Here is a 24,806-nt window from a genome sequence, read left to right on the forward strand (position 1 = left end):
AAGCATTAACAAGGTAAGTGATAAAGCGGCTTAGCGAGTTTGATGTAAGCATAAAAAAACCGAAGCCCACAGAGACTTCGGTTTTTTAAGCTTGCTAGGTAATGGTTTTACCTAGCGAGTCTAGCGCTTAAGCTTTAGACTTTGTTGCTTTTTTAATAGCAGGTTTTTTAGCTACTTCTTTAGCTAGTGCGTCAGCACTGTCTGGACCTTCGGTGTAAGGGCGACCGTAGTAAGAATCAAGTAGAACTTGTTTAAGTTCGCTGATTAATGGGTAACGTGGGTTAGCACCAGTACATTGGTCGTCGAACGCGTCTACCGCTAATTCGTCAACTTTCGCTAGGAAGTCAGCTTCGTTTACGCCAGCATCTTTAATAGATAGTGGAATATTCAATGCTACTTTCAACTCTTCCAACCAAGTTAGTAGGGCATTTAGCTTCGCTTCAGTGTTACCTTCGCGGAAACCTAAGTGCTCAGCTACTTCCGCGTAACGAGCACGTGCTTTAGGACGGTCGTATTGAGAGAACGCAGTTTGTTTAGTTGGCGTGTTAGTTGCGTTGTAACGAATCACGTTGGTCAGTAACAAGGCGTTCGCTAGACCGTGTGGTACGTGGAACTCAGCACCTAGTTTGTGAGCCATTGAGTGACAAACACCTAGGAAAGAGTTGGCAAACGCTATACCAGCGATAGTTGCAGCATTGTGTACTTTTTCACGAGCAATTGGGTCAGCTTTACCATTCTCGTAAGAGCTTGGTAGGTACTCTTTTAGCATCTTAAGTGCTTGTAGAGCTTGACCGTCTGAGTATTCGTTAGCTAGTACAGAAACGTAAGCTTCCATAGCGTGAGTAACCGCATCGTAACCACCGAAAGCACATAGTGACTTAGGCATATCCATTACTAGGTTAGCATCAACAACAGCCATGTTTGGCGTTAGTTCGTAATCCGCTAGTGGGTATTTTTGACCAGTTTTGTCGTCAGTTACAACCGCGAAAGGCGTTACTTCAGAACCAGTACCAGAAGTAGTAGTAATACATACTAATTCAGCTTTTGAACCCATTTTAGGGAATTTGTAAATACGTTTACGGATGTCCATAAAGCGCATTGATAGGTCAGCGAAGTCAGTTTCTGGGTGCTCGTACATTACCCACATGATTTTCGCTGCATCCATTGGTGAACCACCACCAACCGCTAGAATTACGTCTGGCTGGTAGCTGTGACACGCTGCTGCACCTTTTTCTACGATAGAAAGAGTTGGGTCAGCTGCAACGTCATGGAATACTTCTACTTCCATGCCTTTGTCTTTAAGGATGGCGCGTAGGTCATCGATGTAACCGTTGTTGAACAAGAAGCTGTCGGTTACGATCATTGCACGTTTCTTGCCATCTAAGTCGTCCATTGCTACTGGAAGTGAGCCACGACGGAAGTAGATAGATTTTGGTAGTTTATGCCACAACATATTTTCAGCTCGCTTAGCAACAATTTTCTTATTGATTAGGTGCTTAGGACCTACGTTTTCAGAAATCGCGTTACCACCCCAAGAACCACAACCTAGAGTTAATGAAGGTGCTAATTCGAAGTTGTAAAGGTCACCAATACCACCGTGTGAAGAAGGCGTATTAATAAGAATACGAGCGGTCTTCATTTTGTCACCGAAGTAAGCAATGCGGTCTGCATTTGCATCTTGGTCAGTGTAAAGTACAGATGTGTGACCTACACCACCGATATCTAATACGATACCCGCTTGACGAACTGCGTCTTTAAAGTCTTTGGCTTTGTAAACACCTAGGGTTGGAGATAGTTTCTCGTGAGAGAACTCATCATCGTAAGAAGCTTCTAGACCTTCACCGATAAGGATCTTAGTGGCTTTAGGTACAGTTACGCCAGCAAGCTCAGCGATTTTGTATGCAGGTTGACCAACGATTTTTGCGTTTAGCGCGCCGTCAATCATTAGTACTTTACGTACTTTGTCTGCGTCAGCTTTGCTTAGTACCGCTGCGCCGTATTTAGCGAAGCGAGCGATAACTTCATCGTACTTAGACTCAACGATGATGGCGGCTTGCTCAGAAGCACAGATAACGCCGTTATCGAAGGTTTTAGACATAAGAATTGAAGAAACAGCACGTTTAACGTCAGCAGTTTCGTCGATAACTACAGGTGTATTACCCGCACCAACACCAATCGCAGGCTTACCAGAAGAGTAAGCAGCTTTAACCATGCCTGGACCACCAGTTGCAAGAATAAGAGCGATGTCGTCGTGCTTCATTAGTGCGTTTGATAGTTCTACAGAAGGTTGGTCAATCCAACCAATGATGTCTTTTGGTGCACCCGCAGCAACAGCCGCATCCAATACTAATTTAGCCGCGAAGTTAGTGGCGTTTTTAGCACGTGGGTGTGGAGAGAAAATACAACCGTTACGCGTTTTCAAGCTGATAAGCGCTTTAAAGATAGCAGTAGAAGTTGGGTTGGTGGTGGGTACGATAGCACAAACGATACCTACTGGTTCAGCGATAGTAATAGTACCGCCTTCGTCGTTGCGCTCGATAACGCCACAAGTCAAAGTATCTTTATATTTGTTGTAAATGAACTCAGAAGCGAAGTGGTTTTTGATCACTTTGTCTTCCATAATGCCCATGCCAGACTCTTCAGCCGCCATACGAGCTAGTTCAATACGTGCTGTAGAAGCAGCGAGTGACGCAGCGCGGAAAATTTTGTCCACTTGCTCTTGGCTGTATGAAGCAAATTCAGCTTGCGCTGCCTTTACTCGTGCAACCATTGCGTTTAACTCATCAATATTACCTACAGGCATCCTGTTCTCCTCATTTAAACTAAAACTAATTAGTAAACCTACACTGATTGTTCAACTGCCAAAGTATAGACTGCAAATCACCGAGCGACTGGTTTAGTAATTAACTTTCGCTGGCAATTATAGGTAGCCCTTTAGAGGTACAGCTTGATCCAGATCATGTGTTGCTAAGTTACAAATGTAAATAAATCACTAAAAAATATTACAACAATTTCTGTTATTCAGGGTGTCTCAGCAAAAACTGTAAATTATTTACTGAAAGTCTATATTGATTGTAAAATCAACACTGGTGATTCTGTGTAAAATATAACCATTTCTTTTGATGAAAATTTCACATCCTAGCTTAACCTAGTGAATTAACAATAAAAACCCGTTTTTTCGCAAGTATAAATGAGAACGAGATCTGATAAATAGCAACGGATTATTTGTTGTTTATTTGATTCAGGTGTAGCATCTTGCGCTGGAGTGTGCTTTTTTAGAATAATGTACTGATTTAATATTCATGTAAAGTGAATGGAAATTTCGTTGCTGTTGGTTTTTTGAGCAGCACGTTAATATGGAGATGAAAATGAAAACTGCTAAATCTTTAGCCGTCAGCCTTATCAGCGCAGCTGTACTAAGTTCTTTGGCTACCACTGCGTTTGCTGCCGACGTTCCAGCCGGAGTAAAACTTGCTGCTGTACAGGAGTTGGTGCGTGGTAATGGCGCAGAACCGGCCTCTTTAGACCCTCATAAAACTGAAGGTGTGCCAGAGTCAAACGTAATTCGTGAGTTACTAGAAGGTTTAGTCAACCAAGATGGCGATGGCAATTTAGTACCTGGTGTTGCTGAGTCATGGGAAACTAAAGACAACAAGACTTTTGTTTTTCACTTACGCAAAAATGCTAAGTGGTCAAATGGTGATCCTGTTACAGCCCACGATTTTGAATATAGCTTTAAACGCGCGGTTGACCCTAAAACTGCAGCCCCATATTCGTGGTACTTAGAAATGACCACCATGGTTAACGCCGCCGACATTATTGACGGAAAAAAACCAGCCTCAGAACTAGCGGTAACTGCGCTAGATGACTACACCCTCGAGATTAAATTAGAACAAGCGCTGCCTTATTTCGTGGCGATGACTTCACATACCACTTTAAAACCAGTGCACCGCGCTACTGTAGAAGAGTTTGGTGATAAGTGGACACTGCCAGAGCACTTTGTTGGTAATGGCGCGTATAAAGTGGCCGAGTGGGTTGTGAACGAAAAAATTGTGATGGAGCGTAACGAGCACTACTGGGATAACGCGCACACCGTTATTAACAAAGTAACTTACCTGCCCATCGAAAACCAAGTGACTGACATGAACCGTTTCTTGGCTGGCGAAATTGACATGACTTACGAAATGGCCAATGAGCACTTTAAGCGTATGCAAAATGAGCAGCCTGAGTCGTTAAAAGTGACGCCGTACTTATGTTCTTACTACTACGGTTTTAACAATAAAAAAGCGCCATTTGATGATGTTCGAGTGCGCAAAGCACTGTCTTACGCGATTGATCGTGATGCTGTGGCTAAGTACATCGTAGGTAAAGGTGAGCTACCCGCTTATAACTTCGCTCATCAGAAAGTCGCGGGCTTGCACTTTGATACACCTGAATACGCGACTTGGACGCAGAAAGAGCGCAACGCCAAAGCGGCTGAGTTGCTCGCCGAAGTGGGTTACGGCAAAGACAAACCTTTAGAATTCACTTTGCTTTACAATACCAGTGAAAACCACAAGAAAATCGCTATTGCGGTGGCATCAATGTGGAAAAAAACATTGGGTGTTAAAGTTAACTTAGAAAACCAAGAGTGGAAAACCTTCCTCGATAATCGCCGTAATGGTAATTACGATGTGACCCGCGCCGGTTGGTGTGGTGATTACAACGAAGCGTCTACCTTCTTGTCGTTGATGCAAAGCAACAACGGTAATAACGACCAATTCTACAATAGTCCAAAATACGATGGCTTCATGAATGCAGCGATGGCTGCGGTGGATGACGCGGTACGCGCTGACAATTATCGTCAAGCCGAAGCTCAGCTCGCTCAAGACATGCCGTTGGCTCCAATTTATCACTATGTGAATGCGCGTTTGGTTAAACCTACCGTAGGTGGTTATCCAATGAATAACGCCGAAGATAAAGTTTACTCTAAAGACCTTTACATCATCGCTGAATAGTTGATGGGTATTTGATAGGGCACCTTGCATGCAGGGTGCCTTATTTTGTTGTTGCTAAAATGTTTGCGTAACAACAATACAAAAGCTGGAAAATCGTATGATTAAGTTCATCTTAAAACGAATGTTAGAAGCCATACCAACGCTGTTGGTATTGATTACTATCACCTTTTTTATGATGCGTTTTGCCCCGGGAAGCCCTTTCTCTGGTGAGCGCTCACTACCGCCTGAAGTATTGGCTAATATTGAAGCCAAGTACGGTTTAGATAAGCCAGTCTTAGAGCAGTATTTCTCTTACTTGGGCAATTTGGTTCAAGGCGATCTAGGACCATCATTTAAATATAAAGATTACAGTGTGAATGAGTTGGTTGCTCAGGCCTTGCCGGTGTCTGCCAAAATTGGCTCGATCGCTTTCATCTTTACCATATTAATGGGGGTGTCGGTGGGGACATTGGCAGCCTTAAAACAAAATACTTGGATGGACTTTACCATTATGTCCACGGCCATGGCCGGGGTGGTGATGCCTTCCTTTGTGCTCGCGCCGACCTTGGTATTTATTTTTGCGATTAAGTTGCAATGGCTGCCAGCGGGCGGCTGGAACGGTGGGCATTGGCAATACATCATTTTGCCCATGTTGGGTATGTCGTTGTTATATGTTGCCTCATTTGCTCGGATTATGCGTGGCAGCATGATTGAAGTGCTTAGCTCCAATTTTATTCGCACCGCCAAAGCCAAAGGTCTTCCTTACCGCTATATCATTCTGCGCCATGCTTTACGTCCGGCCTTGTTGCCCGTGGTGTCGTATATGGGGCCAGCCTTTGTGGGCATTATTACTGGTTCGGTGGTGATTGAAACCATTTTTGGCTTACCTGGTTTTGGTAAGTTGTTTGTTAATGGTGCGCTTAACCGTGATTATTCTTTAGTACTGGGATTAACTATTTTGATCGGTACTTTCACTATTGTATTTAACGCGATCGTCGACATTCTCTATGCCTTCATCGATCCGAAAATCCGCTACTAGGAGGCTGCCATGTTAGATAATAAACAGAACAGCGAAGCCATTAGTGAATTCGCCGATAAATTAGAGATTGAAGGCCGTAGCTTGTGGCAGGACGCGCGTATGCGCTTTATGCGTAACCGTGCCGCGATGGTGAGCTTGGGCATTTTATTGGTCATTACCCTGTTAGTGGTTTTTGGTTCTCACTTAAGCGAATTTGCTTTTGACGATACCGACTGGGGTGCCATGCATCAGGGGCCTTCGATAGAAAGTGGCCACTACTTTGGCACTGACTCGCTAGGTCGCGATATGTTTGTTCGTACTTTATTAGGTGGGCAAATCTCGCTGATGGTCGGGGTGATGGGCGCTTTTGTAGCAGTACTAATTGGTACGCTTTACGGTGCAACCTCCGGATTTTTAGGCGGAACTGTTGACCGAGTGATGATGCGTTTGCTGGAGATTCTTTACGGCATTCCCTTTATGTTTTTCGTGATTTTGTTGGTCACTTTCTTTGGTCGCAATATTTTCTTGGTATTTGTCGCGATTGGTGCGGTGTCATGGTTAGACATGGCGCGGATTGTACGTGGTCAAACCTTGAGTTTGAAAAACAAAGAGTTCATTGAAGCGGCCGAAGTGTGTGGGGTATCTAAGTGGAAGATTATTACTCGCCACATCGTACCTAATGTACTGGGTATTGTGGCGGTTTATGCCACCTTGCTGATACCGCAAATGATCCTCACCGAATCGTTTTTAAGCTTCTTAGGCTTGGGTGTACAAGAGCCAATGACCTCTTGGGGCGCCTTACTTCAAGACGGTTCGCAAACTATGGAAATCGCCATTTGGCAGTTGCTTTATCCTGCGGCCTTCATGGTGGTGACCTTGTTTAGTTTTAACTATGTGGGCGACGGTTTACGTGATGCCTTAGATCCTAAAGATCGCTAGGCCAGGGGAAGAGTAATGAGTTTATTGAATGTTAAAGACCTTCGAGTGGAGTTTTCTACCCCAGAAGGCAGTGTTACCGCAGTCAATGATTTAACCTTCTCTCTGGAGGCAGGACAAACCCTCGGCATTGTAGGGGAGTCTGGCTCGGGTAAAAGTCAAACCGCCTTTGCGTTAATGGGCTTATTGGCTAAAAACGGCACCATTAGTGGTGAAGCCTTGTTTAATGGCCAACAGGTGTTAAACCTACCAGAGCAGCAACTCAATGCGATTCGTGCTGAAAAAATTGCGATGATTTTTCAGGACCCGATGACCTCACTCAACCCCTATATGAAAGTAGGGGAGCAGCTTAAAGAGGTATTGCGTCTACACAAAGGCATGAGCAATCAGCAAGCCCATATTGAGGCGGTAAAAATGCTGGATGCGGTGAAGATGCCTGAGGCTGAAAAACGCATGGCGATGTACCCTCACGAGTTTTCTGGTGGCATGCGCCAGCGGGTGATGATTGCTATGGCACTGTTGTGTCGCCCACAATTGTTGATTGCCGACGAACCCACTACCGCTTTAGATGTGACGGTTCAAGCTCAGATCATGGAGTTATTAAACGAACTTAAACGCGAATTTAATACCGCCATTATTATGATTACTCACGACTTAGGTGTGGTAGCGGGCTTATGTGACAAGGTATTAGTCATGTATGCCGGGCGTACCATGGAATATGGCACCGCCAAAGAAGTGTTTTATCAACCTAGCCATCCCTATACCGAGGGCTTGTTAAAAGCGATTCCTCGTTTAGATACAGAAGGCGAAATCTTACCGACTATTCCGGGTAATCCACCTAACTTGTTGAAGCTTCCTCAGGGTTGTCCTTTCCAAGACCGCTGCCACCGAGTTAGTGAGCGTTGCCGCCAAGAAACGCCAGCGCTTACTCAGTTTGCTGGGCAAAGGCAACGGGCTTGCCATGACAATTTCCATTTAGAAGGAGGCTTATAAGATGAGTGATAAAGCCTTATTACTAGACGTGGTGGACTTAAAGGTTCATTTTAAAATAAAAAATGCCAAGGCCTTGCCTTGGACTTCTCCCGCCACGCTAAAGGCGGTAGATGGTGTATCTCTGAAATTATATGAAGGAGAAACCCTTGGTGTAGTGGGCGAGTCAGGTTGTGGTAAATCTACCTTTGCCCGAGCTGTGATTGGTTTAGTGCCAGCCGAAGCCGGAAAGGTGGTTTGGTTAGGCCAGGATCTTACCGAATTAGACCAAAAGCAGTTGCGTGAAAAGCGCAAAGAAATCCAAATGATTTTCCAAGATCCTTTGGCTTCGCTGAACCCGAGAATGACCATTGGTGACATCATCGCTGAACCATTGCGCACCTTTTACCCCAAGCTAAGCAAAGTTGAAGTGAAACAAAAAGTGCAGAAAATGATGATGCGAGTGGGCTTATTACCCAACGTGATCAACCGTTATCCGCATGAGTTTTCAGGTGGTCAGTGTCAGCGTATCGGGATTGCCCGAGCACTGATTCTTGAGCCTAAGATGATCATCTGTGATGAGCCGGTATCGGCCTTAGATGTATCGATTCAGGCGCAGGTGGTTAACTTGCTTAAAGAGCTGCAAAGAGAAATGGGCTTGAGCCTGATTTTTATCGCTCATGATCTATCGGTGGTGAAGCATATTTCTGATCGCGTATTGGTGATGTATTTGGGGAACTCGGTGGAGCTGGGCACGGCCAAAGCCTTGTTTGACCAGCCCACCCATCCTTATACTAAGGCCTTGATGTCTGCAGTGCCAATTCCAGATCCCGATTTGGAACGCAATAAAACCATCGAACTATTGGAAGGGGATTTACCCTCGCCAATTAATCCTCCTTCTGGTTGTGTATTCCGCACGCGCTGCCCAATCGCCACCGAACAGTGTGCTAAAACCAAGCCGCAGTTGCTCGGTGATGAGCAGCATTCGGTGAGTTGTATCCATCGCAGTGTTGGCTAAGTCGCCCTCCCAGCTATCAAAGCCAGCGTTAATGCTGGCTTTTTTTTGAGTTTTTACTGTAGCTGGCCGCTTGTGGCTAGCATGCCTTTGTTGAAATCTCTGCATGACGGTGGGGCGTGGAGTCACTACTGCTTATAGCGACGATACTCAGTCTACAAACACTCTGGCGTGTTAACATTTCAGTAGCTTGTAGCTAACTTAAGTTTAAATTTTCTGATGTATATCAGTAACCTTGGGCCGCGTTATTGTGAGCTAGATTGGATTTGAAAAGCTTATCTATAAAAGCTTATTAAATTGTGAAATCAACAGCATAAAACAGGAGTATTCGGCGAGACACTAGGCTTAACAACCGTAATTAAAGGACTAGTCCATGCTTTATCTTGAGTTCATGTTTCTGTTACTGATGCTCTACATCGGTTCTCGCTTTGGCGGGATCGGCCTAGGGGTGGTGTCCGGTATTGGCCTCTGTGTTGAAGTATTTATCTTTAAGATGCCACCCACTTCGCCGCCCATTACCGTGATGTTAATTATTTTGGCCGTGGTGACCTGTGCTTCGATACTTGAGGCTGCCGGTGGCTTGAAATACATGTTACAAGTTGCCGAACGTTTACTGAGGAAAAACCCTAAACGCGTCACGCTGATTGGCCCTTTGGTTACTTATACCATGACCTTCATGTTGGGTACTGGCCATGCAGTTTACTCCATCATGCCAATTATTGGTGACGTGGCGCTGAAAAATGGCATTCGCCCCGAACGCCCCATGGCTGCCGCATCAGTGGCTTCGCAGGTGGGGATTACTGCCTCGCCCATTTCCGCCGCGGTGGTCTATTACCTTGCGCAAATTTCAGAGATTCGTCCCGATATTACTCTGTTATCGATTCTCATGGTGACGGTGCCCGCGACCTTATTTGGTACTTTACTGATGTCGCTTTATAGCATGCGTCGCGGTAAAGAGCTGGATGATGACCCGGAATACCAAGCGCGTTTGCAAGACCCGGTATCTCGCAAAAAAATCGAAAGCACCACCGCTACTTCCTTGGATGAAGTGTTACCCGCCAAAGCGCGTAATGCGGTATTGCTGTTTATTGGCGCGATTGTAAGTATTGTGATTATTGCCATGGTGCCGGAAATTCGCACCATTAGCGAAGGGGATAAACCTATCTCCATGGCCGTGATTATTCAAATGATGATGTTGGCCTTTGGCGGGATCATCTTACTGGCGACCAAAACCGAGCCGCGCTCTGTGCCTGAAGGGGTGGTATTTAAATCCGGCATGGTGGCGGCGATTGCTATTTTCGGTATTGCTTGGATGTCGGATACCTATTTTAAATATGCCATGCCGCAGTTTCGTAGTGGCATTGTAGAAATGGTAAATAACTATCCTTGGAGCTTTGCTTTCGCCTTGTTTATTGTGTCGGTGGTAGTGAACTCTCAGGCCGCCACGGCACGGATGATGTTGCCCGTGGGTTTGGGCTTGGGTTTAGAGCCAGCCTTATTAATTGGCCTTATGCCAGCAGTATACGGCTATTTCTTTATTCCTAATTATCCTTCAGATATTGCCACGGTTAACTTTGATACCTCAGGAACCACTAAAATTGGTAAGTGGTATTTTAACCACTCCTTTATGTCGGTGGGCTTAATCGCGGTGATTGGCGGTTGCTGTATGGGCTACATTCTGGGACAAATCATTATTGGCTAAGGCTGATCAGCCCCTGTGTTATTTAAGGCCAGCATTGCGCTGGCCTTGTTGTTTGTTGCGCCTTAACTGCGTTCGCAGTTAGTTACATAAAGTAAACCTTTACTTACGCTCAGGATGCTCTATTTGTTGGTGTTGGTTTAGCTGACTAAGCGGTGGCCTCTCCTTCATTTTGCAGTGCTTGAGTTAAGGCTTTTAGCGCTTATGGTGAAAGGGCTTGTTGTTGCAGCTGGGGCTCAGCAAGCCAGCTAAGGGGGTTAAACGCTGGCAAACTGGCTGACTCTTTGAATTTATTGATAGCCTATCGCGGGTTTGGTTAAGGCTTAGTGGTATGTTGTTATTGAAAAAATATAGAATCACATGAATATATAAAGGTTACTTATGAAGATAAAAGAAAAATTACACAGTCAGAAAGTCTACATCTGTAATGACGATAGTTTGTATATCGAGCAGAGTAAATATTTAGACATACTGTATGACTTTAATCACTCGCGTCCCTCTGAATATGAAAAACGTCAGCAGATAATGAAAGCCCTGTTTGCTGAAGTGGGCGAGAAGTGCTATATCGAACCTCCGCTACAGGCCAACTGGGGCATACACACCCACCTTGGCAATAATGTCTATGCCAATTTCAATTTAACTCTGGTAGACGATACACATATCTATATTGGTGACGATGTGATGATTGGTCCCAATGTGACTTTGGCTACGGCGGGGCATCCCATCGACCCAGAGCTAAGGAAAAAAAACGCTCAATTTAATATTCCGATAACGATTGGTAATAACGTATGGATTGGTGCTAATACAGTGGTTTTACCGGGGGTGACGATTGGTGATAATACGGTTATTGGAGCGGGCAGTGTCGTGACTAAAGACATACCTAGCAATGTGGTGGCCTTGGGTAATCCCTGTCGAATACGGCGGGAAATTAACCAGCGTGACAAGGAATTTTATTTTAGAAATAAACGTTTCTGAGTCAATACCACCCAAGCTTCGGCTGGTTTTCGGTGCTAAATTTGGCTTAAAGACCTTGGTTTTATTTTAGCTGTATTTAAGTCCGCTTAGGTCTAGCCATCATTTAATTTAAATATGAACGATTTTGAATATTCACCATGACTGGTTGGGGAATTCTTGGTGCTTTTGTCTAACAAATCCAATCAATTCGGACTCGTTGTGTGAGCTCTATAGCATCGTAAAATTGACAGATAACGTAATATTGATAAGTTGAATTTTGCCGAGGAGGGCAAGGGGTAATGCCCAAAGTAGATGCGTTTTCAAAACGCATATTAATTGACTGGCAAAGAAGCCAGACCAACTCAGCTAGTTTTAGTTTTTATCAGTGCGCAGAAGCTGAGCATTTAGTCAGTTGTGCCAGTGATTTTGCACAGCAGCAAGGTGTTCCCCTCTATCATATTAACTTTAATGATTTAAGCGCTTACTCTCCTTATCGCGCATTTTTTGCTTTGTTGGCTCACCAATTTACGCTTTCTGATTACAGCGCCGAAGAAATGGCCGCTTTGGCTAGTGACTTCGTTCCTCTGCAAAAAAACTTACAAGCCATGTTAGAGGGTAAGTCATACCAGCGCAGTGAATTAGTATTGGTAGACGACCTCTATTTCGAACAACAGGCTATTAAACAGGCCTTATTAAAATTAGTTGAATTGTTGTTTAACCAGCCAATGGTATTGGTGCTAACTAATTGGCAGTTTGCCTCGGTTTCCGCAATTAAAATGCTTAAAGCCTTGGTTGAAGATAACCTTGCGGTGCCTTTGTTAGTATTGGTAGCGGTGGATACTCAGCAGGCCTTAGTGAATCGCCAAGACGATGAAGCATGGGAAAGCTTTTTAGATTGGCTGGACGATACCACTTTGTTACATAAGGTGCCTCGTTGTCGCTCTTTGCCCAAGTTGGCTTGGCACTACCGCGACTGTGTGAGTTGTGCCGATACACTGGTGGCCGAAAATATTGCCTTCATGGCTTGGCCTGAGGCAGAACACGCCGCAAGGTTAATGCTTGAAAATAGTAATCTCAATAAAGACTTGAAAGTGAGTCTGCAATTGTCTTTGGCTGAGGCCTTATTGTATCAAGGTAAACTGAATGCGGCCTTGAGTGAGCTTGAGTTGCTGCAGGTTTTTCAAGCTACTTTAAATGATGTTTCAGCGAAGATCCGTCTATTAAATTTGTTTAGTTTCGTTTTGGTTCAACAGCAAAGTTTTGAAGAAGCGATGCAGTCCGCTCAGGCGGCGCTAGAGCTTGCCGAGGAAGCCGGTGACGGGCATTTATTGGCGCAGTCTTTTTTCGCCAATTTTTACGCCCACGACAAATCTTCTACACCGCTACAGTTAGACGAGTTTGCCCATTTAGATCAGATTTTACAGCAATACCAAATGAACTGTTCGCGTGTATATGCGCTGCGTAATTACTATACCTATTTGCGTTTTTACGAAGAATTAGACGCTGGAACCGCCTTAGATTTTACTCAAAAGGCAATTAATCTTTCGCGTGCGATTGGCCATCGCCAAGGGATTGCCGCCAGTTATCATAGTAAGGGCATTATTTACTCTTATGTGAGCCGTTATCATGCCACCTTCCGCTGTTTTGGTATAAGTTCAAGGATCCGCGAAGAGTTGGGTGAAGCCAACGAGCGGCTGAGAATGTATAACGGCACTGGCTATTTTAATACCCTATTAGAAGAGTACCCACAGGCTCAGCAACAATATTTGGCTGCCTATGAAATAGCCCGTCATACTGGAGACTACTCTGAATTAGTGGTTACCTTGTATAACTTTGCCTGGTTGTATTTTTGTACTCGCGATTACCAACAGGTGTGCGACATACTTGAACAGTTGGTGAGAATCTGCCGGATTAGGCAAATGACCCATTTTCCCTTCAGAAACCTTTACGACGTGTACAGCTTAAAGGGCTTTTGTCATAGTAAATTAGGTGAGCGGGCGAGGGCGCAGCAGTGTTGGGAGCGTATGCAAGGCCTGCCTTTTAACCCCTCTGCTACAGGTCAGTTTTTAAAAGCCTTACTGCAAGGCTCTCTGGCTGTTGCCGATGGCCAGTTGGCCGAGGCCGAAAGCATCTTTAAAGATGCCCCGGCTTTGTTAGGTGAGGTGGTGGATATGGATAGCCGACTACTGCCGCAGTGCAATACCGAGTTGTTAGAGGTATATAGCCGCCGTAAAAAGTGGCAGGCCTGTGAAAGCTTGTTAGATAATAGCTTACGTATCTGTGAAGCACTGCGTTTACCGCGTTTTATTGAGATTTTTAAACAGATCCAAACCCTTATCGAACAACGTCGCCCATTTTACGCTAAAGACATCGAACCTTATCCCTTGCATGCGATCCAGCTTAATTTAAATGAGCTGGTTCGCAGCGCTAAGCAAGACATTCAATTACGCCAATTGCAGCAACGCCTGCGTGAAATGCAGCTAATCAGTCGCATGCAGTCGTTGCCGGAGCGCTTTAACTCTACCCAAGAGCTAGCCGCAGAAAGCCTTAATTTAGTGTGTGCCAACTTTACTGTTCAAGTTGGTATGCTGCATCATTACACCGCTGATGGCTGGCAAGAATGGGCCTGTGTGGGAAAAACACTGCCTCAGCAGCAGATAGATGGCTATCTTGCTCACCTAAAAAGCAATCACAGTTTGTGGGTGGATAATACCTTTTGCTCTAAGGGAGAAGACGGTAAACGAGCTACCTATAATGCGGTGGTGAGCATTCCTATTTTTGTGGACGAACATCTTTATGGGGCTTTAACGCTATGCAGTTTTAACTGCAATCGCTATTTCGACCGCCAAGCGCAAGATACGCTTAATCTGATTTGCTCGCAGTTGGGTAGTCAGCTTCAGCAGTTGCAGCATCGTGAAAATTTATTGAAAATGTCGACGACTGACTCCTTAACTGGCTTGTTTAATCGCCAAGCTCTGTTGGCGCGCTTGGAGCAAGAGTTAGTTACCTATGAACAGCAAAGTGGTGGCTATCATTGCTCTTTGGCTTATATAGACTTAGACAACTTTAAAATTGTTAATGACCTGTTAGGACATGATGTTGGCGATAAAGTACTAGAGCACTTTGCCGCACTGCTGCAACAAACCATGCGTGCTGGCGACATTGTTGCGCGTTGGGGCGGCGATGAGTTTGTGGTGGTGTTCCCTAATACCAGTCATGGTCAAGCTAAAATTACCGCTGAACGTTTGCTAGAGCACTTGCAACACAAGCATTTTTTCAAACCGGAATTACGGCGTTGGGCTGAAAAGCCTGAGTTGGTAGACAGCCTGCCAGATCTTAGTTGCTCCATCGGCATAACCGATTGTGGTGGTGTGGCTTATAGCGAGCTCAACGAAGACTGGTTATTAAAACAAGCCGATCGTGCGCTATACCGCGCCAAAGCCGAAGGCAAAGGTAGAGTGAGTGTGATGAGCCTAAGTAAAGAATGTGAGCTGGACGAGTAAAGTTAAACTTGGTTTGATTTGCCTTCTTATAAGCTTTTGAAAAAAATGACTTTTTATTTTTTTTGAAGTGAGCGGTAAAAATACTGTCGTTTATTTTGTCCGTTTATTGCTGGGTGCTCATTGATGGCCAAGATAGATAATCTACACCTTGCTCAAGCCAGTCTTTGGCTCTTGGTTCCTGCTTATCAATTAGCTGGAGCAGTTCAATTAAACCTTTATGTGCACGTTCCACATTGAGTGTCCCATTGGCGACCTTAGTTAAGGTATGTTGCAAAAGAGTATCTAGATCAGCTGCTGCCTGTTGGTCATCCAATAGTTTGTTCATCATACCGCCTATTGTTTAGCTTAAAGCTACTTCTATTAGCAGCTGAGTATGAAGATGAAGTTCAGTCTTTTTGCAATAGTTAAACTAGGTGTTTTATGTTTGCTGATTCATCGCCTTAATTTTTAACGACTGCTCTCGCACTTTTGCTCCCATTTGCCAGGCTTTTTTATCACTATCGGAAACAAGCTCTAACTCAGGCACCGCTACCGGTTTGTTATCGGCATCTAGGGCTATGAACACCAAGTGGGCACTGGTACAGGTTTCATCTACGTAGGTCTCTCGGTTATAACGTTGCACAATCACTCGAATCACCATCGAGCTGTGGCCGGTGTAAACTACTTGGCTAACAAACTTTAAAATATCGCCGATATGAACCGGCAGGTTAAACTGGACCGTTTCTACCGAAGCTGTTACACAATGGTGGGCGTTGGTCGCATATCTTTTGGAGCAGATCCCGGCGATAGCATCCATGTGTTCCATAATCCGCCCCCCAAACATGTTTCCTGAAGGATTGGCATCGTTAGGATATACCTGCACGTAGCTCTCGATGGTTTCAGCCTTTTTTTTACTCATAATTTGCCCTTGTTGATTAAGGTTTGCTCTTGAAATGAGCCACTGTTACCAGCTTATTGAGGTTTTCTGTTATTGGTAAGCATCACCAATAATAATCGGAGTGCATTAATACAAGCTAGTCCTAACAATATAGAGTCAACTTGCATTTATTGTCGCGTTGCAGGCTTTTTTATTACCGATCTGGTTTATGCTAATTCCGCCGTGAATCGTTAGTTTTAGTGGCTTGTATGGCAATGTTGAGTTTATGTGGCACTATATAGTGGGTTTGGCTTTATGTTTGAATAATTATTGTGATATTTTGGGTATGGGTAATGCGTGTTGTTATCAAATGTAGGGCGTAATTATTCGATAATGAAGCAGCTCCCCAACTAGGGCTAGCGGTGTTTTGTTGTTGCCTTGCTTAGCTGAATAAGGTGTTTAGCCTATCTTAATTTAATGGAGAAATAATGAAGCGTTTTAGGTTTTGTAGGTTAATGACTTTGCTAGTGATTTTACCTGCATTATCAAAGGCCAGTGAAACCATAGTATGGTACTCCTTAGATTTTTCTCCGGCATTTATTGTTGAAGGCCAATACCAACATCAAGGATATTTAGACCTTGTCCAGAAAGAAATAGTGAAGGACTTACCTACTTACCATCATGTTTATAAACAGGGTAATTTCGCTAGAATCATCAAAGAAATGCAAACTAACGACAACGTATGTAGTGTTTCTTTGTTAAAAACCCCCGAACGTGAACAGTTCATTGCCTATTCCATCGCCCATAGCCTAATTTTGGCGAATAGCTTAATCGTTAAAAAAGCCAGTGTTGAAAAACTAATACCTTACCTTACTAGCAATAATACGGTTGACCTTGATTCACTGTTAGGTTCAAGAACTTTTGTTTTAGGTCTAGCTAAAGGGCGAAAATATGGAGCAGAGTTAGACGCCATCCTAAATAAGCATCGTGATAACGGGCTTATCTATCAGCGAGCTTCAGGAGAGCAGTCTAAGGGACTGATCAGAATGCTGCTTAGTGACAAAAGAGACATTGAAGGCATCTTAGGCTACCCAGATGAAGCACAATATGTTTTAAAACAATCTTACTTTGGTAACGAACAAGTGGTTTCTTATTTAGTTGAAGGGAGTCCGGCTTACATTTTGGGGTACGCGGGATGTTCTAAGAGTTCGCTGGGACAAACTGTGATAGGCCAAATAGAGTCTCTTATTAGAGAGAATAGGATGGGTAAATTTGCGGCTTTTTATCAACAGTGGCAAGCCCAAGCTAACAAGAGTGCTCACCAACAATTGCTGCAACACGTTTTTATCGACACGCCTGACGAAAGTTATCAGTAAAGGCTTAGTTTGAGTTTTGCGTCATTCGCTAAGGTGCGGCTCTAAGACTTTTTTGTCGGGTGGGTTTTAGCATCACAGATTGTTATTGTTCACTTGTCTTTATCAACACCACGTTTGTTCACAATAATGCTTAAGACCTAATCAAAATGATTGCCTGTGTTGTGGCTGCTTGTTAAGCTTTTACTTCTGAATGAGCAAGGATGAGCACAATGGAACTTAAGGGGCTCACTCACGGACAGCGCAGTCGTTTGGCATTTATTGATTTTAGCTTGGAGTATTTTGGCGAGGTGAGTCGGGCTGATTTAATCAGTCGATTTCAAACGGGTTTAGCGGCGGCCACCCGCGATTTAGCCTCATATAAGCAACTGGCACCCAATAATGCCTTGTTAGATCATAAAGCGCGCCGTTATTTACGCCGTGACCAATTTTCCCCGCTGTTTTCGCACAACCCAGAAGCGATTCTTACCGGGCTTTCGCAAGGCTTTGGTGATGGTTTGTCGTTTCCCATGGAGCCTAGCGAAAGCTGTTTTGATGCGGTGCGTTTAATTCATCCCAAGGCCGAGTATATAGCGGCGATCATGCGGGCTATTCATCACCGAGTAGCACTGCTGTGTCGTTACGTGTCGATTTCTTCGGGTGAAAGCCAGCGCGAGATAGTGCCGCATAGCCTAGTGAATAATGGCCACCGTTGGCACGTACGTGCTTATGACCGTGAAAGCGCCAGTTTTCGTGATTTTGTGGTCACCCGTTTCATCCATGTGGCGATACTCGATCAGCCAATCAATACCTTGGAGGCGCGCCAATATGACAAGCAATGGAATCACATTGTCGAGCTAAGCTTAATTGCTCATCCGGCTTTGGCTTATCCGCAAGCCATCGAGTTGGATTACGCCATGCAAGAAGGTCAATTGAAGTTAGAAGTGCGGGCTGCTTTGGCGGGCTATTTGTTGCGCCAATGGAATGTAGATTGTTCGCCCCAGCATCAACTTAATGGCGGAGAATATCAGCTGGCCTTGAGTAACGCTCAGGTACTAGAAGGAATCGAAGGTTTAGCCATTGCCCCTGGTTGGCAGAGTGTGGTCTAAGGAATTAGTTTGTTAGCTTGGCGCAAGTGGACTTGCGCCAAGGCCGTAGCGGCCTAGTTACTGTAGCAACTGTCCCAATCACCGTAGTTGGCATCTCCGGCCAATACTTGTATTTCTACCTTGCCTAAGCAAGCTTCAATGGTGGCTTGTGCTTGTTGTAGCACCTCATCTAGCTCTGCTTGCTCGCTTAAGTAGTTAATCGCTACATGGTATTGCTGGTTGAAGTAGGCAATAAACAGCTCCCAAGATTGTTGCTGTTGGCTACTGGCCAGCGCGGAATCCAGTTCATCAAACTTTTCTATGTCGGCGGAAAAGCGCAGTTCAGCGCAGCTTTGAGCATAGCGGCCAATCGCCATTTTTTTCAAATGACGGGCTTTATGATGGCGTTTAACTTCGGGTTTTGCCAAGTCTGGAACGGTAATTATTTGCATCGATTTGCCTTATCAGTAGGGCGGGCGGAAAAACTGCCGCACAATTAGGTTGGCGAGCTTATGTCAGCTTAAGCAAGGGCGCAAGAGAAACTGGTGTTGCCAGGCTTAAGCGTTGAAATATTCATCTGTATAGTATTGGTTACAGCGCTTGGGCGCCTATTCCCTCTGCTTGGGGAAAATTGCTATATGATAAAAAGGTACTGGCAAAGTAGCCTTTGTTAGTTGTAGTTGCTAGTACAGAACGACTTAACTGTAGCTAAGCGGAGCCCAGACCTCACTTCCCTTCTGGGTTTCGCTTTGTTTAGCATAGAGTAGTCGTGCTTTTGCTTCATAGTTTGAATTAAGCATTCACGTTCTCGCGTGACTCCAACCTAAGGCTAAGGCCTTAGGTTTTTTTTAGCCTTGGCTTAATCTTCGTGGTCAAACTGTTTAATCAATACCGAGGTATCGGCGCGCGAATAGCCGCGTTGTTGTAATTTAGCGTATTGCGCATCAACCTGCTTGGCCAGTGGCAGCTCTACGCCCAGTTTGTCGGCTTCATTAAAACAAATCGCCAAATCTTTTCTCATCCAATCGATGGCGAAGCCAAAATCAAACTGGTTATTGGCCATGGTTTTGGCGCGGTTATTAAGCTGCCAGCTTCCCGCAGCACCGTGTTGTAGTACTTCAATTACCTTGTCGATATCTAAATTAGCAGCCTTAGCTAAGCTAATACCTTCCGACAGACCTTGCAGTATGCCGGCTATACACAATTGGTTTACCATTTTGCAGCTTTGCCCATACCCCACCGGACCAAGTAGATTAATGGCCTTAGCGTAACATTGTAAAATAGGCTCAACCTTGTCTAAATCGCTTTGCTCTCCGCCTACCATTACTGTTAAACAGCCATTGACCGCGCCAGCTTCGCCTCCTGAAACGGGGGCATCTAAAAAGTGTAATTGGGCTTGTGCAGCGGCGCTGGCTAACTCGGTGGCTACCCCTGCCGAGGCAGTGGTATGGTCAACTAAAATACTGCCTGTTTTGGCGCCGGCAATAATGCCGTTGTCTCCTAGATAAACTTGTTTTAAGTCTTGATCGTTGCCCACACAACTAAGTATCACTTGAGCCTGAGCCGCGGCTTCCGCTGGAGTGGCTGCGCTGCTCCCGGCATATTGCTGTAACCAACGCTCGGCTACGGCTTGGGTACGGTTATATACCACCACTTGGTAACCCTGTTGGCTTAAGTGTCCTGCCATTGGAAAGCCCATGGTGCCTAAGCCTATAAATGCGACCACTGGAGATGTTGAAGCCATGCTGAATGTCCTTGTTATTTTGAGACGGCAATCTTGCCTGATTAGTCGTTTGATAGTTGCACCTAACTGGCTCTATTTCAACACCTTGACTTAATCCTCCAGAGTTTTTCGAGTACCGTTCATCGATATGCTGTGGGCTTACGTATTTAATTGGAGTAGCTGTCGTAACGATTAGTAATGATGGGAATAAGCCTTAAATGAATATCTTTGTATTGGATGAAAATATTGAACATTGCGCCCACTATCACTGTGATCAGCATGTGGTAAAGATGATCCTAGAGAGCGTACAAATGCTTTGCACTGCGCTGAACAAAAAGGGTTTTATTACCCCTTACAAATCTACGCACTTAAAGCATCCCTGTGTGCTGTGGGTAGAGCAATCTTATGATAATTTTTTATGGTTGCAGCAACTATGTGTAGCGCTAAATCAGGAATACCGTTACCGCTATGCCAAGTCGAGCGACCATAAGTCGATGGCGGTATTAGCCCAATTGAGCGGCATGCACTATCCGGCGCTTGGCTTAACTGAATTTGCCCAAGCCATGCCAGAACAATACAAACAAGCGGGGCAGCCAGTACAGGCCTACCGAGATTTCTATCGCGCCGAAAAAATGGCCTTTGCTCGCTGGACTAAGCGCCCTATGCCCGAGTGGTTATAGTTAGGTGCAGCTTATTTTGCGCTTCAAGCACATAATTAAGCGATAAGGAGCTTAACTGTTTGGCCAGCTGCTTGGGCGATAATTGTACCGGCGATTGGCTTAAGCGTTCAGCTACGCCCGAAGGGTTATAGTTAGGCGACAAAGTATTGGCCGCCCAACTGAAAGTGGAGGGGGCGGCGCATTAGCTCTTACGTGGCCAAATATCGCCGTGGGCCGCTTGGTATTTCGCGCCCCAGGCGCACAATAAATCGAGGGCAGAGTTTAACTGTTCGGCCAGTTCGGTTGGCGTATACTCGACTCGCGGTGGCACTTCTGCATAAACGGTACGTTCTATCAATTTGTCTTTCTCTAAATCACGCAGTTGTTGAGTGAGGGTTTTTTGAGTGATTTTGGGGATCAAGCGTTTTAACTCACCAAAACGCAGGGTTTTACCGCGCAGCTGATACAAGATGATCACCTTCCATTTACCCCCAATCACTTCAATAGCGGTGGAGACGGGGCAGTCTTGATTAATCGGTTTAGTAGAAAGTTCACAATTATTTTCTAGGCTTGAAGCCGCTAAATTCGCCATTAGGCACCTCAGGGAAACTAAATATCTTGGGAGTGCCGTACTTGTAGTTAGGCACGAGCATACTTATAGTTTACAAAAGATACTATGTTTCGTTTGGATACAGAAGTTAAACTTCAATCTCATTGGTATTTTATTACGCCGAAGCAACATTGCTCGCGATTTGGTGTGGTGAATCAGTGCGATTGAGTATATGTAATTTTGTTACTAGCTATAGTGGTGATTAGGCCGTTTAGGCTGAATCGCCATATATAAGATTTATAAAATAAGGATAAACACATGTCGCTACCTAAACTGTTTTCGCCAATCAACTTAGGTGATATCGCATTAAAGCATCGCGTGGTAATGGCGCCGCTAACGCGTTCTCGTTCGGCTCAACCCGGTGATATTCCGCAAGCGCTAAACGTTGAATATTATCAACAGCGCGCCAGTGCTGGTTTGATCATCACCGAAGCGACTCAAATATCTCCGCAGGCTAAGGGGTATGCCTATACACCGGGAATTTATAGCGAACCGCAAATTGCCGGCTGGAAAGCGATTACTGAGGCCGTGCATGCTAAAGGCTCTAAAATAGTGGCGCAGTTATGGCACGTGGGTCGCATTTCCCATCGTGAGATACAGCAAAATGGCGAATTGCCAGTGGCGCCTTCGGCGATAGCCCCTGAAGGACAAGCCTTTACTGAAAAAGGCTTTTTAGACTTTGAGGCGCCGCGCGCTCTGAGCAGTGAAGAAATTCCGCAAATTGTTGAGCAATATCGTCAAGCAGCTAAAAATGCCAAGTTAGCCGGTTTTGACGGTGTTGAAGTGCATGCGGCCAATGGCTATTTGCTTGACCAGTTCTTAAAAGATGGCAGCAACCAGCGTGATGATAACTACGGTGGTTCTATTGAAAATCGTGCTCGGCTAACCTTAGAAGTGACTGCTGCGGTAGCCGAAGAGCTGGGTAGTGGCCGAGTGGGGATCCGTATCTCGCCTACCGGAACCTTTAACTCTATGTCAGAGAGCAATCCGCAGACGCTATTTAATTATTTAGCCGATAAGTTAAGTGAGATGAATTTGGCTTATTTGCATGTAGTGGAAAACTTTGGTGGAGCTTCGAGCGACCAAGACTTTAGCTTTACAGAGCTACGTAGTCACTATAAAGGCGCTTATATGGCCAACGGTGGTTACACTGCTGAAACTGCCGAGCAGGCCATCGCCGAAGGTAAAGCCGACGTGGTGTCATTTGGTTCGGCCTTTATTGCTAACCCGGATTTGCCTGAGCGCTTTCAACAAGGGGCAGCTTTAAATGAGCTGGATCAGAATACCTTGTATGGCGGTGGTGCACAGGGTTATACCGATTACCCTAGTTTGGCAGCAGAATAACTGAAAGTGTTATTTTTGCGTCATTCGCAAAAATAAAGCTGTGCTTATCACATTCCCTGTGATGTTTGGCCTCGCGTGCGAGGCCTTTTTTATGCTCACAGCAAAGTCGCTTAGCTTAAGGTAGGGCCATGTTGGTTCTGCACAAGCCATTGATAGGCAGCCCAACGCCGCGTAGTTATCAGCTTTATTGAATAGATAGATAAGCCTGCTTAAAGCCATTTAAAATAACAGGAAAGGCGTTTTGTTGCTGGTTGCTTTTTAGTATATAAGCCACCGACATGAGTTTACTGTTTTGCAAATCGTCGATCAGTTGTTGGTCTGCTACTATATTCACTTCACAAACTTTGTTATCACAGTTGGTGATCGGCAAATGCAGCGCAGTTTGTTGGTCAAATTTTAGGCCTAGGCCTTTTTTAGGATCGGCTTGTGGAGTGATCCTAATTTTTAAGATTGGTTGGGAGGGGTGATTAAAGTAGCTGACTCCGGCAATCACATCGGCGGCATCACCTTGTTGCTTCATCACCATTTGCGAAATGACGCAAGGCTTAGCCGTGGGGCATGTTACCGTCCATGCTTGATAGTCTTCCGCCCAAGCTGATAAACACAGTAGTAGCGGAGTTAACAGTAGCGGTATCTTCATAGCGTTTTAGTTCTCACTTTAAGTTAACAATAAGGGAGCCAAGGCTCCCTTATCTGTTTATGCTAAGGGCTTAGGCGGGTAATAAGCCTTTAGCTAACACTGGGCTGCGCTTACGCGTGTGCAATACTAAACCTAGCGCGATCAACACCATTAGCCAAGTACTGGGTTCAGGTACTTGAGGATTGGGGCCGGGCACAAATTCTACAATGGGAATTTGGCGCAATGACACGTTTCCACTGTCAACGAAGCTAAGGCCAGTAACAAAGGCACTGGTGTCTGTGGGATCCACTTCGTTGCTGGTTTCAATGCCGGTTACCCGAAAACGATCCACGCCGTCGATGCCAAAGTCATAGCTGATGCCTGCGGCAACCTCGGCTATTTGCACCCAATCAAAGCCGTCCCATAGCCAAATGAAGAACATGTCGTCATCAAAGCCAACTGGTAGCGTAACTGTGCGAATATTCGGGCCTTGATCGACAATATAGTCGTAACCCACCGCTACATCTGGGTCAATGAAGATGGTCTCGTTAAGGTCTACGTTGAACTCAAAGGCCCATCCGCCTTCAACCACGACTGGCATTAGTGGGTTTTCTGGGGTAGCCCCAGGTAGCGCACCTTCACGAATGGCGAAACGCCAAACGCCATCTTCACCAGTATTAGAGCTGGATACCAGATTTAACACCTCTTCACTGAACGAGCCGGGAAGCGCGAAGTAGTTTTCACCGTCACCAGCATCATAGCCGGCTTGGGCAGGGGTGCCACCTAAGCCGTTAACGCCATCAGAGGCATCACCTGTGGTCCATTCCAGTTTGTCGTAACGAAACTCCACGTCAAAGTTGCCAGCACCGGTGTCGGAGCGATCGATTAATACCGCTTGAAAGGTATTGGATTTACTATTGTCTTCATCGTAAAACCCAACGTTGTTCCAAGTTACTGCAACTACGCCTTCAGAGGGGCTACCTACATAGACTTCGCCGCAGCCCGTACAACTTGTATCCACATCTGCCCAATAGGGCGCAATGATGGGTTGGTTGGTTACCGGGAAGGGGACAGGGGTATAAGCACCTAAAGCAGACTCAAAGGTGAGGTTGCCGTTGTTGTTAATAAAAAATTGATTATAGCTATTACCAAAATAGTTAATCTCGAAGGGGAGATCGAGTTGGTTGGAAGAGCCATCATCATTGCGTGACATAGCAAGTTCACCATAGCCCGCATCACCACCAAAACCACTGAGCATGACGCTCGCTTGAACAGTGGCACTAGCACAGAGCAAACTTGCTGTGGTTAATAAAGCCAAAGTTGTTTTTTGCACGGTTTCATTCCTTAAGTTTTGTGACAAAAAGTTTAGTTAAGTCAGTCTGTTATACCTAGTTATTATGTGGGCCGTATAAGCATGAATTGGGCCTACAAAGTAAATTGTTGAGTTATCAGTTAGTTATGAATTTGGAACTCGCCTAAATAAAC

The 24,806-nt window shown here is 45.1% G+C and carries 20 protein-coding genes; 12 read left to right on the plus strand and 8 right to left on the minus strand.

Annotation, left to right across the window (positions count from 1 at the left end; all coding sequences use genetic code 11):
- Positions 1–127: 127 nt before the first annotated feature.
- Entirely contained in the window at positions 128–2,803 is a 2,676-nt protein-coding gene (gene adhE / locus ACQY6Q_RS17780; protein WP_427983496.1) for a bifunctional acetaldehyde-CoA/alcohol dehydrogenase, read from the minus strand.
- A 565-nt stretch (positions 2,804–3,368) separates the two neighbouring features.
- Here adhE and ACQY6Q_RS17785 point away from each other — a divergent pair.
- From ACQY6Q_RS17785 to ACQY6Q_RS17820, 8 genes are all read left to right on the plus strand, one after another.
- Positions 3,369–4,997, plus strand: coding sequence for an ABC transporter substrate-binding protein (locus ACQY6Q_RS17785; protein ID WP_427983498.1), 1,629 nt, complete (start codon positions 3,369–3,371; stop codon positions 4,995–4,997).
- 97 nt (positions 4,998–5,094) lie between these two features.
- Positions 5,095–6,015 carry an oligopeptide ABC transporter permease OppB gene (gene oppB / locus ACQY6Q_RS17790; protein ID WP_055734764.1) on the plus strand — a complete coding sequence of 307 codons (921 nt, stop codon included), beginning with the start codon at positions 5,095–5,097 and terminating at the stop codon, positions 6,013–6,015.
- A 9-nt stretch (positions 6,016–6,024) separates the two neighbouring features.
- Entirely contained in the window at positions 6,025–6,933 is a 909-nt protein-coding gene (gene oppC / locus ACQY6Q_RS17795; RefSeq protein WP_427983500.1) for an oligopeptide ABC transporter permease OppC, read from the plus strand.
- Between the two features lie 15 nt (positions 6,934–6,948).
- Positions 6,949–7,923 carry an oligopeptide ABC transporter ATP-binding protein OppD gene (gene oppD / locus ACQY6Q_RS17800; protein ID WP_427983502.1) on the plus strand — a complete coding sequence of 325 codons (975 nt, stop codon included), beginning with the start codon at positions 6,949–6,951 and terminating at the stop codon, positions 7,921–7,923.
- Position 7,924: 1 nt separating this feature from the next.
- Positions 7,925–8,917 (plus strand): murein tripeptide/oligopeptide ABC transporter ATP binding protein OppF, encoded by a 993-nt coding sequence (gene oppF / locus ACQY6Q_RS17805; protein ID WP_427983504.1) that lies wholly within the window; start codon positions 7,925–7,927, stop codon positions 8,915–8,917.
- Between the two features lie 370 nt (positions 8,918–9,287).
- Complete coding sequence (locus tag ACQY6Q_RS17810; RefSeq protein WP_427983505.1) at positions 9,288–10,616, plus strand: anaerobic C4-dicarboxylate transporter; 1,329 nt, start codon at positions 9,288–9,290, stop codon at positions 10,614–10,616.
- 378 nt (positions 10,617–10,994) lie between these two features.
- Entirely contained in the window at positions 10,995–11,588 is a 594-nt protein-coding gene (locus tag ACQY6Q_RS17815; RefSeq protein ID WP_427983507.1) for a sugar O-acetyltransferase, read from the plus strand.
- Positions 11,589–11,866: 278 nt separating this feature from the next.
- Positions 11,867–15,070, plus strand: coding sequence for a tetratricopeptide repeat-containing diguanylate cyclase (locus tag ACQY6Q_RS17820; RefSeq protein ID WP_427983508.1), 3,204 nt, complete (start codon positions 11,867–11,869; stop codon positions 15,068–15,070).
- 103 nt (positions 15,071–15,173) lie between these two features.
- Here the strand turns inward: ACQY6Q_RS17820 and ACQY6Q_RS17825 are convergent, their stop codons facing one another.
- Positions 15,174–15,395, minus strand: coding sequence for a hypothetical protein (locus tag ACQY6Q_RS17825; RefSeq protein WP_427983509.1), 222 nt, complete (start codon positions 15,393–15,395; stop codon positions 15,174–15,176).
- A 93-nt stretch (positions 15,396–15,488) separates the two neighbouring features.
- On the minus strand, positions 15,489–15,968 hold the full coding sequence (locus ACQY6Q_RS17830) for an acyl-CoA thioesterase (protein ID WP_427983510.1): 480 nt from the start codon (positions 15,966–15,968) through the stop codon (positions 15,489–15,491).
- 446 nt (positions 15,969–16,414) lie between these two features.
- On the opposite strand from ACQY6Q_RS17830, the gene ACQY6Q_RS17835 reads away from it, so the two are divergent.
- A complete protein-coding gene (locus ACQY6Q_RS17835; protein ID WP_427983511.1) occupies positions 16,415–17,302 on the plus strand; it encodes a TIGR02285 family protein in 888 nt (295 codons plus the stop codon).
- Positions 17,303–17,511: 209 nt separating this feature from the next.
- Positions 17,512–18,387 (plus strand): WYL domain-containing protein, encoded by an 876-nt coding sequence (locus ACQY6Q_RS17840; protein WP_427983513.1) that lies wholly within the window; start codon positions 17,512–17,514, stop codon positions 18,385–18,387.
- Between the two features lie 53 nt (positions 18,388–18,440).
- On the opposite strand, the gene ACQY6Q_RS17845 is transcribed toward ACQY6Q_RS17840, so the two are convergent.
- Complete coding sequence (locus ACQY6Q_RS17845; protein ID WP_427983514.1) at positions 18,441–18,818, minus strand: hypothetical protein; 378 nt, start codon at positions 18,816–18,818, stop codon at positions 18,441–18,443.
- A gap of 407 nt (positions 18,819–19,225) precedes the next feature.
- Entirely contained in the window at positions 19,226–20,110 is an 885-nt protein-coding gene (locus tag ACQY6Q_RS17850) for an NAD(P)-dependent oxidoreductase (protein WP_427983516.1), read from the minus strand.
- A 197-nt stretch (positions 20,111–20,307) separates the two neighbouring features.
- Here ACQY6Q_RS17850 and ACQY6Q_RS17855 point away from each other — a divergent pair, with 197 nt between their 5' ends.
- A complete protein-coding gene (locus tag ACQY6Q_RS17855) occupies positions 20,308–20,769 on the plus strand; it encodes a pyrimidine dimer DNA glycosylase/endonuclease V (protein ID WP_427983518.1) in 462 nt (153 codons plus the stop codon).
- A gap of 181 nt (positions 20,770–20,950) precedes the next feature.
- Here the strand turns inward: ACQY6Q_RS17855 and ACQY6Q_RS17860 are convergent, their stop codons facing one another.
- Positions 20,951–21,340, minus strand: coding sequence for a winged helix-turn-helix transcriptional regulator (locus ACQY6Q_RS17860; RefSeq protein WP_427983519.1), 390 nt, complete (start codon positions 21,338–21,340; stop codon positions 20,951–20,953).
- Positions 21,341–21,616: 276 nt separating this feature from the next.
- Here ACQY6Q_RS17860 and ACQY6Q_RS17865 point away from each other — a divergent pair, with 276 nt between their 5' ends.
- The gene (locus tag ACQY6Q_RS17865) at positions 21,617–22,702 is read left to right on the plus strand and encodes an alkene reductase (RefSeq protein ID WP_427983521.1); all 1,086 of its coding nucleotides are present in this window, start codon (positions 21,617–21,619) and stop codon (positions 22,700–22,702) included.
- Between the two features lie 184 nt (positions 22,703–22,886).
- Here the strand turns inward: ACQY6Q_RS17865 and ACQY6Q_RS17870 are convergent, their stop codons facing one another.
- Together ACQY6Q_RS17870 and ACQY6Q_RS17875 are read right to left on the minus strand one after the other, a co-directional pair.
- Positions 22,887–23,342 (minus strand): invasion associated locus B family protein, encoded by a 456-nt coding sequence (locus ACQY6Q_RS17870; protein ID WP_427983523.1) that lies wholly within the window; start codon positions 23,340–23,342, stop codon positions 22,887–22,889.
- A 70-nt stretch (positions 23,343–23,412) separates the two neighbouring features.
- Complete coding sequence (locus tag ACQY6Q_RS17875; protein ID WP_427983525.1) at positions 23,413–24,654, minus strand: nidogen-like domain-containing protein; 1,242 nt, start codon at positions 24,652–24,654, stop codon at positions 23,413–23,415.
- Between the last annotated feature and the right edge of the window lie 152 nt (positions 24,655–24,806).

Origin of the sequence: Agarivorans sp., assembly GCF_050295395.1 — a bacterium.
Lineage (GTDB): Bacteria > Pseudomonadota > Gammaproteobacteria > Enterobacterales > Celerinatantimonadaceae > Agarivorans.